The sequence below is a fragment of the Aminobacter aminovorans genome (assembly GCF_900445235.1).
Lineage (GTDB): Bacteria > Pseudomonadota > Alphaproteobacteria > Rhizobiales > Rhizobiaceae > Aminobacter > Aminobacter aminovorans.
Genome location: NZ_UFSM01000001.1, coordinates 3545674 through 3562020 on the forward strand (window position 1 = coordinate 3545674; position 16347 = coordinate 3562020).

The 16347-nt window shown below is 63.9% G+C and carries 14 protein-coding genes and 1 tRNA gene; 12 read left to right on the plus strand and 3 right to left on the minus strand.

What is annotated here, in order from left to right; genetic code table 11:
* Nucleotides 1–70 precede the first annotated feature (70 nt).
* Nucleotides 71–1183: an alpha/beta hydrolase gene (locus DY201_RS17475; RefSeq protein ID WP_115732291.1), complete on the plus strand. Its 1113-nt coding sequence runs from the start codon at nucleotides 71–73 to the stop codon at nucleotides 1181–1183.
* A gap of 72 nt (nucleotides 1184–1255) precedes the next feature.
* Here the strand turns inward: DY201_RS17475 and ade are convergent, their stop codons facing one another.
* Nucleotides 1256–3067 (minus strand): adenine deaminase, encoded by a 1812-nt coding sequence (gene ade / locus DY201_RS17480; protein ID WP_115732292.1) that lies wholly within the window; start codon nucleotides 3065–3067, stop codon nucleotides 1256–1258.
* Nucleotides 3068–3188: 121 nt separating this feature from the next.
* Between ade and DY201_RS17485 the strand changes: the two genes are divergently transcribed.
* From DY201_RS17485 to DY201_RS17530, 9 genes are all read left to right on the plus strand, one after another.
* Entirely contained in the window at nucleotides 3189–5033 is a 1845-nt protein-coding gene (locus DY201_RS17485; protein ID WP_115732293.1) for a sensor histidine kinase, read from the plus strand.
* The gene (locus DY201_RS17490) at nucleotides 5030–6391 is read left to right on the plus strand and encodes a sigma-54-dependent transcriptional regulator (RefSeq protein ID WP_115732294.1); all 1362 of its coding nucleotides are present in this window, start codon (nucleotides 5030–5032) and stop codon (nucleotides 6389–6391) included. The genes DY201_RS17485 and DY201_RS17490 overlap by 4 nt, the downstream gene beginning before the upstream one ends.
* A gap of 214 nt (nucleotides 6392–6605) precedes the next feature.
* Nucleotides 6606–7583 (plus strand): tripartite tricarboxylate transporter substrate-binding protein, encoded by a 978-nt coding sequence (locus DY201_RS17495; protein ID WP_115732295.1) that lies wholly within the window; start codon nucleotides 6606–6608, stop codon nucleotides 7581–7583.
* A 191-nt stretch (nucleotides 7584–7774) separates the two neighbouring features.
* Nucleotides 7775–8236, plus strand: a complete 462-nt coding sequence (locus DY201_RS17500; RefSeq protein ID WP_115732296.1) for a tripartite tricarboxylate transporter TctB family protein — start codon at nucleotides 7775–7777, stop codon at nucleotides 8234–8236.
* Nucleotides 8237–8246: 10 nt separating this feature from the next.
* Nucleotides 8247–9758 (plus strand): tripartite tricarboxylate transporter permease, encoded by a 1512-nt coding sequence (locus DY201_RS17505; RefSeq protein ID WP_115732297.1) that lies wholly within the window; start codon nucleotides 8247–8249, stop codon nucleotides 9756–9758.
* Between the two features lie 105 nt (nucleotides 9759–9863).
* Nucleotides 9864–10715, plus strand: a complete 852-nt coding sequence (locus tag DY201_RS17510) for an alpha/beta fold hydrolase (protein WP_115732298.1) — start codon at nucleotides 9864–9866, stop codon at nucleotides 10713–10715.
* A 465-nt stretch (nucleotides 10716–11180) separates the two neighbouring features.
* A tRNA-Leu gene (locus tag DY201_RS17520) sits at nucleotides 11181–11265 on the plus strand.
* A gap of 637 nt (nucleotides 11266–11902) precedes the next feature.
* Complete coding sequence (locus DY201_RS17525; protein ID WP_115732300.1) at nucleotides 11903–12142, plus strand: DUF2188 domain-containing protein; 240 nt, start codon at nucleotides 11903–11905, stop codon at nucleotides 12140–12142.
* A gap of 92 nt (nucleotides 12143–12234) precedes the next feature.
* Nucleotides 12235–12591 (plus strand): SH3 domain-containing protein, encoded by a 357-nt coding sequence (locus tag DY201_RS17530; RefSeq protein ID WP_245432025.1) that lies wholly within the window; start codon nucleotides 12235–12237, stop codon nucleotides 12589–12591.
* Here DY201_RS17530 and DY201_RS17535 read toward each other — a convergent pair.
* Both DY201_RS17535 and wrbA read right to left on the minus strand, forming a co-directional pair.
* On the minus strand, nucleotides 12585–13568 hold the full coding sequence (locus tag DY201_RS17535; protein WP_115732301.1) for an alpha/beta fold hydrolase: 984 nt from the start codon (nucleotides 13566–13568) through the stop codon (nucleotides 12585–12587). The two genes, DY201_RS17530 and DY201_RS17535, sit on opposite strands and share 7 nt — an antisense overlap.
* A 170-nt stretch (nucleotides 13569–13738) precedes the next feature.
* The gene (gene wrbA / locus DY201_RS17540) at nucleotides 13739–14368 is read right to left on the minus strand and encodes an NAD(P)H:quinone oxidoreductase type IV (protein WP_067961485.1); all 630 of its coding nucleotides are present in this window, start codon (nucleotides 14366–14368) and stop codon (nucleotides 13739–13741) included.
* A 182-nt stretch (nucleotides 14369–14550) separates the two neighbouring features.
* Between wrbA and DY201_RS17545 the strand changes: the two genes are divergently transcribed.
* Nucleotides 14551–15303, plus strand: coding sequence for a competence/damage-inducible protein A (locus DY201_RS17545; RefSeq protein WP_115732302.1), 753 nt, complete (start codon nucleotides 14551–14553; stop codon nucleotides 15301–15303).
* Between the two features lie 122 nt (nucleotides 15304–15425).
* Nucleotides 15426–16265, plus strand: a complete 840-nt coding sequence (locus DY201_RS17550; protein WP_115733845.1) for a universal stress protein — start codon at nucleotides 15426–15428, stop codon at nucleotides 16263–16265.
* Nucleotides 16266–16347: the final 82 nt, after the last annotated feature.

Consider the following 16347-nt stretch of genomic DNA (forward strand, 5'->3'; position numbering starts at 1 on the left):
TCCGCTGAAGCTGATAGTTTCGGCTGGACCCGACTTACTTCCGCCACTATCAGCCGGTCGGGAGGAAGGCATGCTGAACGCACTGCCCGTCAGAGAGATCATCAAAGTGTCGCCGTCGAAATACTGCCTTGTCATCGCCGCCCTCCTTCTGTCCGGTTGCATCGGGCAGCCGTCCGGCGCGCTTTTGACAGGTGCCGTGGTCAATGTCCCGGTCCAGGAGATCGCCGGCAACCATGCGATTTTCGTCGCCTCGACGCGCCAGTACGCCGCCGACAACAAGGAGGTCTTCGATCGGGACCGTTCGGCGATACTGAATTTCGCGCGCGTCGACGTGACCGTTCCCAAAATCCACAAGACCGGCCAGATCGAGCTGCGCAACCGCAAGGATCCCGATCCGACAAAGTACTTCACCGCAACCAACGCAGTCGGCTACCAGACGCAGCCCGAATTCTCCAAGGCGCTCAGCGCCGACATCGCTGCGCGCGGCGGCCGCGCCATGCTGTTCGTACACGGCTACAACACCTCGTTCGACGCCGGCGTCTATCGCGCCACCCAGATCGCACATGACTCGGGCTATACCGGCACGCCGGTATTGTTTTCCTGGGCGTCCGGCGGCAACACGACCGACTATGTCTATGACAGGGAAAGTGCTGCGGCCGCACGCGACCAGCTCGAGGTGACGCTGCGCATGCTCGCCCAGTCGGGCGCGCGCCGCATCGACATCGTAGCGCATTCGATGGGCACCTGGGTGACCATGGAAGCACTGCGGCAGCTCGCGCTCACCGGCGACCGTGACCTTGGTGGAAAGCTCGGCGACGTGGTGCTCGCCTCTCCCGATATCGACGTCGACGTGTTCAAGAGCCAGATGCGCCGCTACGGCAAGCCGACCAAGCCGTTCTTCCTGATGACCTCGGGCGACGACCGCGCGCTCAAGCTGTCGGGAATCCTGGCCGGTTCCAAGCCGCGCCTTGGCGACTACAAGAACGCCGCCGATCTCGCCGAATATGGCGTCATCGTCGTCGACCTGTCGGATGCCAAGGGCGCCGACAGCTTCAACCACACCAAGTTCGCCGACAACCCGCAAATGGTGAAGCTGCTCGGCCAACGCCTGCGCGCCGACGACGGCTTCGCCAGCGACCGCGAGGTCACCGACCGCATCAACATGCTTGGCGGGCTGCAGTAGGGGCGCACACTCCGGAACGAAAAAGGGCGCCTCGGGCGCCCTTTCTTTTGTCCTTGGTCGTGGCGCTCCCGCTCAGATGAACAGGTCGACCTTCTCGAAGGTCCTGACGTCGACCAGACCGACATCAGATATACGCAGTTCGGGGATGACCACCAGCGCCAGCAGCGAGTGCTGCATGTAGGCGTTGTTGAGGCTGCAGCCCATGTCGCGCATCGCCTGCACAAGCTTGTCGGCCTTGGCGGCGACGATCTCGGCGCGCTCGTCCGACATCAGGCCGGCGATCGGCATCTCGACCAGCGCCAGTTCCTTGCCCTGGGAGAACAGCACCACGCCGCCGCCGACCTGCCCGAGCCGGTTGGCGGCCAGCGCCATGTCGGCCTTGTTGGTGCCGACGACGATCATGTGGTGGCTGTCATGCGCAACTGTCGAGGCCAGCGCACAGTCCTTCATGTAGCCGAAGCCCGATACAAAGGCGTTGGTCACCTGCCCGGTGGCGCGGTGGCGCTCGACGAGCGCGATCTGGCAGACGTCGTTGCGGCGGTCCATTCCGACCAGCCCGTCCTCGACCGGCAGGTCAGCCTCCAGCGCACGCGTCGGCGCCTGGTTCTCGATCACGCCGATGACGCGCACGCGGACCTCATTGGCGCCTTCCGGCGCCTTGATGTCGAAGTCGGCGGCACCCAACTGCTTGCCGAGCTTGACCGTGTTCTTGGCTTCGGCGGGATAGGCATAGGCAGGAATGTCGATGTCGAGCTTGCCGGCCTTGGCGACACGTACGCCGCGGGCATAGACCTCGTCGATCCTCATCTCGGCCAGGTCCGAGACGATCAGCACGTCGGCCAGCCGGCCCGGCGTGATCGAGCCAAGCTCGTGCTCGAGGCGGAAGTGCTGCGCGGTGTTGATCGTCGCCATCTGGATCGCGGTCACAGGCTTCAACCCCTGCTGGATGGCATGGCGCACGACGCGGTCCATATGCCCCTCATGCACCAGTGTGCCGGAATGGCTGTCATCGGTGCAGAGGATGAAGTTGCGCGGGTCGATGCCCATCTCTGTCACCGCCTTGATCTGGCTGGCGACGTCGTACCAGGCCGAGCCCAGCCGGAGCATCGCCTTCATGCCCTGGCGGACACGCGCGATGGCGTCCTCGGCGCGGGTGCCCTCGTGGTCATCCTCGGGGCCGCCGGCGACATAGCCGTGGAACGGCAAGCCGAGGTCAGGCGAGGCATAGTGGCCGCCAACGGTCTTGCCGGCCTTCACGGTCTCGGCAATTTCGCCTGACATAACCGGATTGTTGGCGGCGACGCCGGGAAAATTCATCACTTCGCCGAGGCCGATGATGTTCTCCCAGGTCATCGCCTCGGCAACGTCCTCGACGGTCAGCACCGCACCGGCATTCTCCAGCCCCGGCGCCGACGGCACGCAGGACGGCATCTGCACATGCACGTTGATCGGCATGGCGAGCGCCTCGTCATGCATCAGCCTGACGCCTTTGAGGCCGAGCACATTGGCGATCTCGTGCGGGTCGATGAACATCGAGGTGGTGCCATGCGGGATGACCGCGCGGGAGAATTCGGTGACGGTCACCATGCCGCTCTCGACATGCATATGCGCGTCGCACAGGCCGGGCACGAGATAGCGCCCGCCGGCATCGACGACCTTGGTACCCTGGCCGATGGCGTGGCTGGCGTTCGGCCCGCAATAGGCGAAGCGCCCGGCAACGATTGCCAGGTCGGTGCCCGCGATGATCTCGCCCGAATGCACGTTCACCCAGCGGCCGTTGCGGATAACGAGGTCGGCCGGCTTGCGACCCATTGCGACGTCGACCAGTTCAGGGGCGGTCTCGGTCCAGGGGCGCGGCTTGGCGAAGGCGGTCTTGTTGGGCATGCTGGGAATCCTGTCTGCTTTGCCCGACTGTAACGAAAGCCGAGCCGGAAAACAGGGCCTTGGTTGTTTGAGCGCGGCCGACCGCTATACTTGCCGACATCAATCGGGTTCGGGCGCATCGATGCCGCAGTTTTTCGAAGGACGACGTTGGCTCTGGCCCGGCATCGCGGTTGCGGTGCTGGCCGCGGCGATCGTCTTTTTCGGCGGCGCCTTGGCCAACCGCGCCTATCTCGACGAGGCGGCGGCGCGCGGCCAGACCACGCTCAGGCTCGCTGTCGCCGCTCTTGCCGGCCAGATGAACCGCTTCGAGCCCTTGCCCGAGCTTATCGCCGACCACGAGGACATCAAGGAGCTTGTCAGCGATCCGGACAATCCGGTTCTGCGCGCACGTGCCAACGATTACCTCAAGGAAATCAACGCGCTGCTGAAGTCCTCCGACATATATGTTTTGATCCCCGGCGGCGAGACGATCGCCGCCTCCAACCACGACCTGGCGATCAGCTTTGTCGGTGAGAATTTCTCCTACCGCCCCTACTACCAGGATGCCATTCGCGGCAATCTCGGGCGCTTCTTTGCGCTCGGCACGACCTCGCTCAAGCGCGGCTACTACTTCTCCTCGCCGATCCGCGTCGGCATGGAGATCCGTGGCGTGGTCGTGTTCAAGGTCGACATCGACGCGATCGAGGCCTCGTGGAAAGGCGGCGACCACGAAATCATCGTCACAGACCCCGAAGGCATCATCTTCATGAGCGGCCGGCCCGACTGGCTCTACGCCAGCCTCACGCCGCTTACCGACGAACGGCGCGCTCGCACCGAAACGTCGCGCCGCTATGCCGATGCGATGCTGCGCGAATTGCCGGTGATACGAAGTGCCGCCGATGACGGCCAGCCCTTGTTGCGCATTGCCGAGGACGGCAAGTCGCGCGAATTCCTCGAACTGGCCGAAGAGATGCCCGAAGCGCGCTGGACCGTACGTGTCCTGGCGGATACCGCGTCCGCCCATGCGCAGGCGCTGACGGCGGTCATCTCGGCGCTGCTGGCGCTCGGCCTCGCCGCGCTCGGCGGCGCCGTCGTCCTGCAGCGCCGCGCCCGTCTTGCCGAGCGTATGCAGATGCAGCAGAGCGCGCAGGTCGAACTCGAGCGCCGGGTCGACGAGCGCACCGCCGACCTCGCCCTGGTCAACAGCCGGCTGGAAACAGAGGTAGCCGAGCGACGTACCGCCGAACAGCAATTGCGCCAGACCCAGGCGGATTTGATTCAAGCCGGCAAGCTCGCAGCCCTTGGCCAGATGTCGGCAGCACTGTCACACGAATTCAACCAGCCGCTCGCCGCGGTGAAGACCTATGCCGAAAATGCAGCGACGCTGATCGACCGCGCGCGCATCGAGGAAGCGCGCGACAACGTTTCGCGCATTTCGAGCCTCGCCGACCGCATGGCCTCGATCAGCCGTCACCTCAGGAACTTTGCCCGCAAGCCAAACCAGAAGCTGGGAGCCGTTGCGCTCGACGAAGTTGTCCACGACACCGAGGAGATCGTGGCGTGGCGTCTCAAGGCCGCCGATGCGTCACTGTCGGTCGACCTCGGACCGACGCCGCCTGCCGTCAAGGCCGGCTCGGTGCGTCTGCAGCAGGTGCTGGTCAACATCGTAACCAACGCCGCCGATGCGGTCGAAGGCAGATCCGACCGGCGCATCGAACTTGTCGCGCGGCGCAAGGGCTCCAAGGTCACCATATCAGTCCGCGACCATGGCCCCGGCGTGCCGCCGGCAATTGCCGAGCGCATCTTCGATCCGTTCTTCTCGACCAAGGGCGTGGGCAAGGGCCTAGGTCTTGGGCTTTCGATTTCCTATAATATCGTCAAGGACTTCGGTGGGAGTCTTGGCATATTGAATCACCCGGAAGGCGGCGCTTTGTTCACCATTGAGCTCGATGCGGCCCGCGCTGCGATCCGCGAGGCGGCCGAATGAAGCCGCCGATCGTCCTTCTTGTCGACGACGAAGACGAACTGCGCCGCTCGACGGCCCAGTCGCTCGACCTTGCCGGCTTCACCGTCGAGGATTTCCCGTCCGGCGAGCGCGCGCTCGACTTCATCACCCAAGGCTTCAACGGCGTCGTCATCTCGGACATCCGGATGCCGGGCATCGACGGCATGACCTTGATGAGCCGCATCCGCGAGATTGACGCCGACATCCCGGTGATCCTTGTCACCGGTCATGGCGACGTACAGCTCGCCGTACGCGCGATGCGCGAAGGCGCATATGATTTCGTCGAAAAACCCTTCGTCACCCAGCATCTGACCGAGATGGCCGCGCGTGCCATCGACCGCCGCAGCCTTGTCCTGGAAAATCGCGAGCTGCGCGCCGTCGCCGGCAAGCGCGACGATATCGAAGCGCGTCTGCCCGGCCGCAGCCAGATGATGGTCGACCTGCGCTACAAGCTGCGCGCCATCGCTGCTACCGATGCCGACGTGCTGATCATCGGCGACACCGGCACCGGCAAGGAAGTGACCGCACGCGCTTTGCACGACATCAGCGGCCGGGCGACAAAACCATTCGTCGCCATCAACTGCGCCGCCCTGCCCGAAACGCTGATCGAGAGCGAATTGTTCGGCCACGAAGCCGGCGCCTTTGCCGGTGCGCTGAGGCCCCGCTTCGGCAAGTTCGAACATGCGCGTGGCGGCACGGTGCTGCTCGACGAGATCGGCTCGATGCCGGCGGACCTGCAGGTCAAGTTGCTGCGTGTCATCCAGGAGCGCGTGATCACCCGCCTAGGCTCCAACGAACCGATCGCGCTCGATGTCCGCTTTATCGCGACCAGCAAGGTCGACCTCGACGCCGAGGTCGCTGCAGGCCGTTTCCGCGCCGACCTGCTCTACCGGCTGAATGTGGTGACGTTGCGCATGCCGGCATTGTCGTCGCGGCGCGACGATGTCCCGTTGCTGTTTCTCCAGCTGGCGCGCGAAGCCGCCGCGCGCTACCGCCGCGACGACGTCGAGGTGCCTCCGCAGGCCATCGCGGAAGTCTCCCGCCGCGACTGGCCGGGCAATGTGCGTGAGTTGCGCAATGCCGCCGACCGGTTCGTGCTTGGCCTCGGCCTGCAGCTGCCCGACGGGCCGGCGGGCACCAATGGCGGCGGCGACCGCCTGGCCGAACGTGTCGCCGACTTCGAGAAGAATGCGATCTCGGCAGCCTTGCTCGCTCATGGCGGCAGCCTCAAGCCGGTCTACGAGCAGCTTGGGATCTCGCGGAAGACGCTCTACGAAAAGATGCAGCGCTACGGCCTCGACAAGAATCGCCTGGGCGCTTCCGAGACCGCCGACGACTGATCGAGCTGCCAATGTGTGGAAACGCACACACGCCAACAGGGCGATGTTACCGTTTCCACCCATTACCCCAACTGCCAGGCATTTTTTGCCACCTGCAGGCCGACGTATCCATTGCAGCGAGCCTGCCCCGCCGGTCCTAATGCGTACGTCCACCGCCGGCGCAGGGAGGCACCAGGCGCGGGTGGACAGATAAAACGGTTTCCGGGAGGATCACATGAAGAAACTTATCGCCTCGCTGGCGACGGCTGCCGCCGTTGCCATTTTCCCGCTTGCTGCCAACGCTGCCGGCTATCCCGAGCGCACCATTACCGTCGTCGTGCCGTTCGCGGCCGGTGGCCCGACCGACACCGTCACCCGGCTCGTTGCTGAATCGATGTCGAAGGACCTCGGCCAGCAGGTCATCGTCGAAAACGTCGGCGGTGCCGGCGGTACGCTCGGTGCCGGCCGCGTCGCTGCCGCAGATCCGGACGGCTACACGCTGTTGCTGCACCACATCGGCATGGCCACCAGCGCTACGCTGTACCGCAAGCTCGCCTACGACACGCTGAACGCCTTCGAATATGTCGGCCTCGTCACCGAAGTGCCGATGACGATCGTTGCCAAGAAGGATCTGGCGCCGAGCGACCTCAAGGGCCTGGTCGAATACGCCAAGGCCAACAAGGACACCGTCACGGTTGCCAATGCCGGCATCGGTGCGGCCTCCCATCTCTGCGGCATGCTGTTCATGAGCGCCATTGGCACGCCTTTGGTCACGGTTCCCTACAAGGGCACCGGCCCTGCCATGACCGATCTGCTCGGCGGCCAGGTCGACATCATGTGCGACCAGACCACCAACACCACCAAGCAGATCAAGGGCGGCACCATCAAGGCTTATGCGGTAACCTCGCCCGCACGCCTTGACGTCCTGCCTGACGTTCCGACCACCAAGGAAGGCGGCGTCGACGGCATGGAAGTCGGCATCTGGCACGGCGTCTACGCGCCCAAGGGCACGCCGGCCGAAGTGACCGAGCGCCTGTCGCAGTCGCTGCAGAAGGCGCTGAAGGATCCAAACGTGGTTGCCCGCTTCGCCGAACTCGGCACCATCCCGTCATCGGAAGCGGATGCCACGCCGGCCGCGCTGAAGGCCAAGCTCGAAAGCGAGATCGCCCGCTGGAAGCCGATCATCGAGTCCGCCGGCCAGTTCGCCGACTGACGTCTTGAGCACCGGTGCCGATTGGGGGCGAAGGCTTGCCCTCAATCGGGCCCCAGCTCCGCTCGGTCAACCTCTCCCGTCGGGCGAGGAGATCGGCACCGCCTCAGCCTTCCTCTTCTCCCTCGCTGGGATAAAGTGGCCGCAAGGCCTGATGAGGGACATGGCAGTATGGAACCTCAAAGAGGGAAACCATGAACAAGCTTTCCATCGATCCCACCAACGGTGCCTGCGGCGCGATCTTTGTCGCCACCGGCGCCTTCTTCGCCATCCAGTCGCTCGGCCTCGAACTCGGCACCACCTTCCGCATGGGGCCGGGTTACTTCCCGCTCGCCCTCGCCCTTGCATTGATCGTGCTCGGCCTCATCGTCGTCGTCCAGGCCACCAGGGTAGCAGGTGAGCCGATTGGCCCGATCGCCTGGCGTGGCATGGCCTTCATCCTGCCGGCACCGGTCTTCTTCGGTCTTACGGTACGCGGGCTTGGCTTCGTTCCGTCGATCTTCCTGACCTGTCTGATCGCTGCCTTCGCCTCGACGCGGATGAAGCCGCTCGGCGCAATCATCCTCTCCGCCGGGGTAACGCTGTTCTCGGTCATCGTCTTCAGCTACGCGCTGGGACTGCCGTTCCAGCGCTTCGGCCCCTGGCTGCCATTCTGAGGGGGATGAGATGGAACTCTTCGACAATCTCGCGCTCGGCTTCTCGACCGCCACGACGCTCGCCAATCTGGGTTTCTGCCTGATCGGCGTCCTGCTCGGCACGCTCATCGGTGTGCTGCCCGGCATCGGCGCCACCGCCACCATCGCCATGCTGTTGCCGATCACTTTTCAGATCGGCGATCCCGTCTCCTCGCTCATCATGCTCTCCGGGATCTACTACGGCGCGCAATATGGCGGCTCGACCACCGCGATCCTGATCAACATGCCGGGCGAATCCTCGTCCGCGGTGACCGCCATCGACGGTTACCAGATGGCACGCAAGGGGCGCGCAGGTGCTGCACTCGCCATTGCCGCCATCGGCTCGTTTTTCGCCGGCACCGTTTCGACGTTCCTCGTTGCCGTCTTCGCGCCGCCGCTGACGGCAATTGCGCTTCAGTTCGGTGCTGCCGAGTACTTCTCGCTGATGGTCGTCGGCCTGGTCTCGTCCATCGCCCTTGCCCATGGCTCGATCGTCAAGGCACTTGCGATGGTCGTGCTCGGCCTGCTGCTCGGCCTCGTCGGCACCGACATCTATACCGGCACGCCGCGCTTCACGCTGGGCATTCGCGAATATGCGGACGGGCTCAACTTCGTCGCGGTCGCCGTCGGCGTCTTCGGCATCGCCGAAATCCTGCGCAACCTCGAAAGCGAAAAGACGCGCGAAGTGCTGATGGCCAAGGTTTCGGGCCTGTTGCCGACGCGCGAGGATTTCCACGCCATGGCGGCACCCATCCTGCGCGGCACGGCGATCGGCTCGGCACTCGGCATCCTGCCCGGCGGCGGCGCCATCCTCGCCGCCTTCGCCTCCTATACGGTGGAAAAGCGCGTTTCCAAGAACCCGGAGGAGTTCGGCAAGGGTGCTGTGGCCGGTGTCGCCGGTCCGGAATCGGCCAACAATGCCGGTGCCCAGACCTCTTTCATCCCGATGCTGACGCTCGGCATCCCGGCCAATCCCGTGATGGCGCTGATGATCGGCGCGATGATCATCCAGGGCATCGTGCCCGGCCCCAACGTCGCGACCGAGCAGCCGGCGCTGTTCTGGGGCATCATCGCGTCGATGTGGATCGGCAACCTGATGCTGATCATCCTCAACCTGCCGCTCATCGGCCTGTGGGTGAAGCTTTTGACGGTGCCCTATTACGTGCTGTTCCCGATCATCATGGCGTTCTGTGCCATCGGCGTCTACAGCGTCAACTCCAACGTCTTCGACCTTTATGCCGTCGCCTTCTTCGGCTTCATCGGCTACGTGCTGGTCAAGCTGCGCTGCGAACCGGCGCCATTGCTGCTCGGCTTCGTGCTCGGGCCGCTGCTCGAAGAAAACCTGCGTCGCGCCATGATCCTGTCGCGTGGCGACCCGACCACCTTCATCACCCGTCCGATCAGCGCCATCCTTCTGGCTCTGGCAGCAGGCGTGCTGATCGTGGTGCTGCTCCCGGCGGTGCGCAAGAAGCGCGACGAGGTCTTCGTCGAGGAAGACGCCTGATCAGAAGCCAGCAACTTGGAGCAAAACCAACGGGCGGATTCTCCGCCCGTTGACTTTTCCGGCGCATTGGCCGTCACTTGCCGCTCAAAACGGGCGGAGGCGGGCATGCGTTCTTTCTGGACTGCTGTTGTTGTTGCTTTTGTTTCACTGTTTGCCTTGGCATCGGCAAGTGCCGAAGAACGCTGGCTGACCTTGCCGGAACCGGCCGCCATGCCGGCATCGACCGAGACCGGCTATGCCAAGGTCAACGGCATCGACATGTATTATGCCGTCTACGGTGCCGGCGATCCTATCCTCTTGATCCATGGCGGCCTCGGCCATGCAGACATCTGGGCGAGCCAGGTGGCTGAACTGTCCAAGACCCACAAGGTAGTCGTCGCCGACAGCCGCGGCCACGGCCGCTCGAGCCGCACCACGGAGCCCTTCGGTTATGAACTGATGGCATCCGACTATCTGGCGCTGCTCGACCATCTCAAGATCGACAAGACCGCGATCGTCGGCTGGAGCGACGGCGGCATCGTCGGCATCGATATCGCCATGAAACACCCTGAACGCCTGACCCGGCTCTACGCCCAGGCAGCCAACGTCACCACAGACGGCGTCGATCCCGGTGTCGAGACCAACAAGACCTTCGGCGCCTATATCGAACGCTCCGGCAAGGACTACGCCAGGATGTCGAAGACGCCCGATCAGTACGAGGCCTTCGTCGGCCAGATCAGCGAGATGTGGAAGACGCAGCCGAACTGGAGCAAGGAAGAGCTGGCGAAGATCATGGTGCCGACGGCGATCGTGCTCGGCGACCATGACGAGGCGGTGACGCGCAAACACACCGAATACATGGCCTCGATCATCCCTGGCGCCGAGTTGATCATCCTGCCCGACGCCAGCCATTTCGCCATGCTGCAGGCGCCGGACGAATACAACAAGTCGGTGCTGGAGTTCATCGACCAGAAATAGGGCTTCCAGCCACCCTCGCCTGTTCCGTTTTCGTCGGCAACCGGAGCAGGCGATGCGTCCGCGTCCCAAGACAGCTGGGCGGCCTGCCTGCAATCATCGGCGCGGGCGATGCGCTTCATCGCCCCCTTCGCGGAACAAATCGTGTATGGAGGGCGAGGCCGCTGACTCGCGGCACGCGGAAATGGCGGAAATCAAGCATGGCAATCAAGTTCACTGAAAAGGCGGCCCCGGCCGCGGCAAAACCGGCGCCTGCCAAGGCGGTATCGCCAGTTGCGGCGCCGCCGGAAGCAGCAGCGGTTGCGACAAAAGACACCGCCAGGAAGCCGGGCAAGAAAGCCCCGCGCAAAGCGCCGAAATCTGGTGCTGGGGCCGAGTCCCCGTTGCTCGATTTCAACGGAACGAAGTAGCCGCAAGGGCTTGCCGGGACTTGCAATATCGCCCGGCTGCTTTACCAGTTCCGCCCAAGCGGACGTGGCGAAACTGGTAGACGCAAGAGACTTAAAATCTCTCAGCCTCGGCTATGCGGGTTCGAGCCCCGCCGTCCGCACCAGAACTTTCCACTGCCCCGCACCGACGAATCGCGCCGCACTCGCCAAGCATATGGCGCTGTATATTAGCGTGACATAATTGCCACGCTCGCACTCTTTCCTCACTGCACAACCACACCGGAAAATTGCGGATTATTTCAGAGTGAAATACAACTTCACCGCGTGGGGGCGTGAGTGGGGAGTAGCGTACATGCATTACAATTGGGAACGTGCACCATATTTCTGGGAAAAACACCGTAGCGCCTGCCTTGGACTTGCCGCCGCCGTTTGCGGTGCCTGGGTCGTGTTTTCCATCGTCCCTCTCTGAACCAGACCAGATAGCGCCGTCCAAAAACGCCGTTTGACGGCATGCAACCATTTGCGCCCGGCAACGTTTGAGCGGGCATGGTCGCATATGAATCCATTGCGCGCCCGGCATCTGTTGCACCTCCGCGCCAGACGACCCCCTGTTGTCGCCTGACAGCCAGAACCTTTGTGCCCGCCACTGGGTCGCCCACCGCTCGCATTATCTGCCATACATACCGGACACGCCGGGACGGCCGTCAGGCGTTCCCTACTGCGGCGCGCGAACACTCCTTGCGGCAGCACGGCACCTCGAGGCTCTGATGCACAACGACATCCCACCCAAACGAGGAAACCATGGCCAAGCTCGTCTATGAAATAGTCCAGCACGATGGTGGCTGGGCCTACAAGGTCGGCGACACCTTCTCCGAGACCTTCCCCACCCACGATCACGCCCTGCAGGCAGCAGAGACCGCGGCTGCCGAACAGCGCGTCGCCGGCTCGACCGACGGCATCCAGTATGAGGATGCGGACGGCCGCTGGCACGACGAACTCGCCAAGGGCGACGACAGGCCGGAGACCGAGGTCTCCGACTAGCCACATGCAAGGAACTGCCTGAACCTTTTGCCAAGTCGGCGACACTCATGAGCAGCCGGCCAGACGCCGGACAGCTCAGCGGAGGCCGAACCATGTCGCTCATGTCAGTATTTGCAGGCAAACCAGCATTTCCAGCCAAGGCGGTGCTCTCGGCGGCAGTGCTTGCCACCGTTGCAGCAACGCTATCGATCGGCGCTGCAACGCCAGCGCAGGCGCAATATTGCGAAGGCACCGTGCATGGCCTGTCGCGCAGCTATGATCTGGCCCGCGGCACCGGCTTCTTGGCCGTGCGCGTCGGCCCAAGCGCCTCGGCGCCCATGGTCCACCAGTTGTTCAACGGCGACAAGGTCGAGATCACCGACAAGCGCGGCAGCTGGTACTTCGTCGGCAGTGACGGTTTTGAGGGCTGGGCCCACCGCAAGTGGATGAGCAATTCCTGCGGCTACTGATTTTCGGTCCGTTCCGTCGCGAATGCCTTGGCGGCAACGCGCCGGATCATCGCCGCCACCCGTTGCGGCTCGACGAATTGCGGCATGTGGCCGAGGCCCTGGACGAGGTCGAGTTCCAGGCCCTTGATCCTGCCGGCCAGCGGTTCGCCGTGCAGCCGGTAGTCGAGCACCCGATCGGCGGTGCCGAATATGACGGCGACGGGCAGATCCAGTTCGCCATAACGCGCCTCGATCGCACCGAGGTCCCGCTCGATCGCCACCATGTCAGCCGAGGAGGCGTAGAAATGGCTCGGCCGCAGCCCGGCAAAGCCGCCACCCGCCGTGCCATAGTCCTTCGGTGCCGCCTGCGGCGAAAACAGGAAGGCCAAAGTCTGCGGCGCGTATTTCAGGCTCGTCGGTATGGCCACTGTCTCGGCTATCAGCCGGCGCTTCAGCGACGACTTGATGTAGAGCGAACGGAATTCGGGCCGCAGCTCGTCCTCCATATGTGTCAGCGGCGAGAGCAGCGCCAGCCCCGAAACCGCCTCCGGATGGTTTTCAGCCAAGGCCAACGCCACGGCACCGCCGAGCGAATGACCGACGACAAGCGGCCGCTCGAGCCCAAGCTTGGCAATGAAGCCTGCGATCAACTCCGCCTGCTCGACGAGGCCACCGGCAAAGCCGGCTGGTCGTCCGGAATAGCCCGAGCCCGGCCGGTCGAGCGCGACACACCTGAAATCGGCCAGTTCGGGAAACAGCGGGTGGCGGAAATGGTGCAATTGCGCGCCGAGGCCGTGGATGAACAGGATCGGGCGGCCCTGCCCCTGGTCGACATAATGGATGTTGTGACGGCCAAGCTGCATGAAGCTGCCGCTGGCTGGCACGGCGCGTTCGGCCTGCACCGAAATCCTGCGCGTCGCCAGCACGAAATAGCCGCCGACAAGAACAACAGCGAGAAAGGCGATGCTGGCCACCCAGCCGAGAATCGTCGTCGCCATCGAACCTCCTGCAAAGCGATGCCGCCAGCTTAGCCGTCCGGGGCGCAAGGCTCAAACACGCCCAACGCAAAACGGGCGGCCTTTCGGCCACCCGTTTACAACAATCATAACGATCCGAAGCTGTTATGCAGCTTCCCTGTCACGCAACGTCGCCGTTGTGCAACTTCCCATTATGCGACTTCCTTGACGGCGTTCGAACCCTTGCCATGCAGGCGGATGGCGATCTCGGCCACGCGCTTGCCCTGGAAGTGCGCGCCTTCGAGCTCCTGTGCCGAAGGCTGGCGCGAACCGTCGCCGTCCGACGTGGTGGTCATGCCGTAAGGCGCGCCGCCGCGGACGACGTCGTTGCCCATCTGGCCCTGATAGGCATAGGACAGCGGCACGATGACCATGCCGTGGTGCTGCAGGTGGATCTGGGCGTTGATGAGCGCCAGTTCGGCGCCGCCATGCTGGGTCGCGGTCGAGACCATCACCGAGCCGACCTTGTCGAGCAGTGCGCCCTTGGCCCAGAGCGGGCCGGTCTGGTCGAGGAAGTTCTTCATCTGCGACGCCATGGTGCCGTAGCGGGTGGCGGTACCGATGATGATGCCGTCATAGTCGGCCAGTTCGAGCGGGTCGGCGATCGGCGCTTCCTGGTCGAGCTTGTAGTAGGCAGCCTTGGCGACAGCCTCGGGCACCAGCTCGGGAACGCGCTTGATCGTCACGTCGGCGCCGGCGGCACGGGCGCCTTCGGCAGCGGCCTTGGCCATCTGCTCCATGTGGCCCCAGCTCGAATAGTAGAGAACAAGAATCTTAGCCATTTCATCTCTCCAAACGGGAAATCTCGTTGCGCCGTCTTGGGTCGGCGGCTGGTGAGAGATGTAATGCAATAGGCGTTCAATGAAAGCGCCCCAATACGTGACGCATCGTTCACCAAACAGCGACCATTGCCCGCTTGTGCTGGCGGCTGTATCTCACTGTTGCCTTGAACGGAGCATTTGAAATGGCCGACATCGTCACCGCAGCAATGGTCGTCATCGGCGACGAGATCCTGTCCGGCCGCACCAAGGACAAGAATATCGGCCACCTCGCCGACATGATGACCGCCGCGGGCATCGACCTCCGGGAAGTGCGCGTCGTTCCTGACGACGAGGATGAGATCGTCGCGGCGGTCAATGCGGTGCGTGCCCGCTACGACTACGTCTTCACCACAGGCGGCATCGGCCCGACGCATGACGACATCACCGCCGACTCGATCTCCAAGGCATTCGGCGTGCCATGCGAATACGAGCCACGCGCCTATGCCATGCTGGAAGCCAACTACGCCTCGCGCGGCCTCGAATTCTCCGAGGCGCGCAAGCGCATGGCGCGCACCCCGCGTGGCGCCGACCTGATCGAGAACCCGGTCTCGGTGGCGCCCGGCTTCCGCATCGGCAACGTCCATGTCATGGCCGGCGTGCCGTCGATCTTCCAGGCGATGCTCGACAATGTCATGCCGACGCTCAGGACCGGCACCAAGCTGTTGTCGACAACCGTGCAATGCCCCTATGGCGAAGGCACGATCGGCGGCCCGCTCGGCGAGATCCAGAAGGCGCATCCCGACACCATCATCGGCTCCTATCCGAAATATCTCGACGGCACCTTCTGGACCGAACTCGTCGTGCGCGCGCGCTCCGAGCAAGCCATGGACGCCGCCCGCATCGCCATCGAGGCGATGCTTGCCGACATAGCAACAGCGGCCGCCGCGAAAGCCTGATCTCCCCAGACTTGGTCTCCCCAGACTTGGTCCCAAAGACTTGATACAGGTCACATTGGAACAAGTACCGGCATGATAGTGTTTCTTTGCTGAGCAGATTCCTGCGCACGAAGGAGGGTTTCATGCCGTTCAAGACAATCGTTGCCATCATCCAGAGCGAACGCGACGTCAGCCGCGTTCTCGACGTGGCGATCCCGTTTGCCGAGCGGCACGAAAGCCACCTGATCGGCGTCCACGCCGAGGCGCTGGCTATGCCCTACACGACGGCTGTCGGTTTTCCCGACACCGAGTTCATCCAGGCCAATGCCGACCTCTGCAAGGAGCGCGCCGAAAAGGTGCAGCAGGCGTTCCTGTCGCGCATCGAAACGTCTGGCGTGTCGTTCGAATGGCGCAGCTTCGAGAGCTTTTCCGGCGATAGCGCGCTGTCAGGGGTCGAAAGCGCGCGTTGTGCCGATATCGTCATCGTCGCCCAGGCGTCACCCGAGGCAAGGGATTCGGTTGCCGCCGACATCGACTCGCTGATCTACGAGGCCGGCCGGCCGGTGTTGGTCGTGCCGCATTCGGCGCCGCTGATCTCGACGTTCCGCCGCATCCTGGTTGCCTGGAACGGCAGCCGCGAAGCCACGCGCGCCGCCTTCGATGCCTTGCCCTTCGTCATCGAGGCCGATGCCACCGAAATCCTGGTCATCGACCCGGTCGAAACCGCCGCCCAGAGCATGGATGCGGCCGGCGCCGAAATCGCCTCGGCCTTTGCCCGCCATGGCGCCAAGGTCTCGGTCAGCGTCGAGCAGTCGCGCGGCCACACCGTCGACGCGGTCATCCACAACAAGGTTGTCGAAACCGGCGCAGACCTCCTTGTAATGGGCGCCTATAGTCATTCCTGGATCCGCGAGTTCCTGTTTGGCGGCATCACCCGCAACATCCTGCAAGCCGGCGACACAGCGATCCTGCTGTCGCGGTAAGATTACCGTACATCTCCTGCCGCCCCGCCCTTGCCAAGGACGGGGCTTTCCGGCTAATTCCGCCTGCATTCCCCTATTTCCG

Bases quoted from the DNA above. Each gene is read 5' to 3' on its own strand.
- DY201_RS17475 (WP_115732291.1), top strand. From the start codon at position 71: ATGCTGAACGCACTGCCCGTCAGAGAGATCATCAAAGTGTCGCCGTCG.
- ade (WP_115732292.1), bottom strand. From the start codon at position 3,067: ATGCCCAACAAGACCGCCTTCGCCAAGCCGCGCCCCTGGACCGAGACC.
- DY201_RS17485 (WP_115732293.1), top strand. From the start codon at position 3,189: ATGCCGCAGTTTTTCGAAGGACGACGTTGGCTCTGGCCCGGCATCGCG.
- DY201_RS17490 (WP_115732294.1), top strand. From the start codon at position 5,030: ATGAAGCCGCCGATCGTCCTTCTTGTCGACGACGAAGACGAACTGCGC.
- DY201_RS17495 (WP_115732295.1), top strand. From the start codon at position 6,606: ATGAAGAAACTTATCGCCTCGCTGGCGACGGCTGCCGCCGTTGCCATT.
- DY201_RS17500 (WP_115732296.1), top strand. From the start codon at position 7,775: ATGAACAAGCTTTCCATCGATCCCACCAACGGTGCCTGCGGCGCGATC.
- DY201_RS17505 (WP_115732297.1), top strand. From the start codon at position 8,247: ATGGAACTCTTCGACAATCTCGCGCTCGGCTTCTCGACCGCCACGACG.
- DY201_RS17510 (WP_115732298.1), top strand. From the start codon at position 9,864: ATGCGTTCTTTCTGGACTGCTGTTGTTGTTGCTTTTGTTTCACTGTTT.
- DY201_RS17525 (WP_115732300.1), top strand. From the start codon at position 11,903: ATGGCCAAGCTCGTCTATGAAATAGTCCAGCACGATGGTGGCTGGGCC.
- DY201_RS17530 (WP_245432025.1), top strand. From the start codon at position 12,235: ATGTCGCTCATGTCAGTATTTGCAGGCAAACCAGCATTTCCAGCCAAG.
- DY201_RS17535 (WP_115732301.1), bottom strand. From the start codon at position 13,568: ATGGCGACGACGATTCTCGGCTGGGTGGCCAGCATCGCCTTTCTCGCT.
- wrbA (WP_067961485.1), bottom strand. From the start codon at position 14,368: ATGGCTAAGATTCTTGTTCTCTACTATTCGAGCTGGGGCCACATGGAG.
- DY201_RS17545 (WP_115732302.1), top strand. From the start codon at position 14,551: ATGGCCGACATCGTCACCGCAGCAATGGTCGTCATCGGCGACGAGATC.
- DY201_RS17550 (WP_115733845.1), top strand. From the start codon at position 15,426: ATGCCGTTCAAGACAATCGTTGCCATCATCCAGAGCGAACGCGACGTC.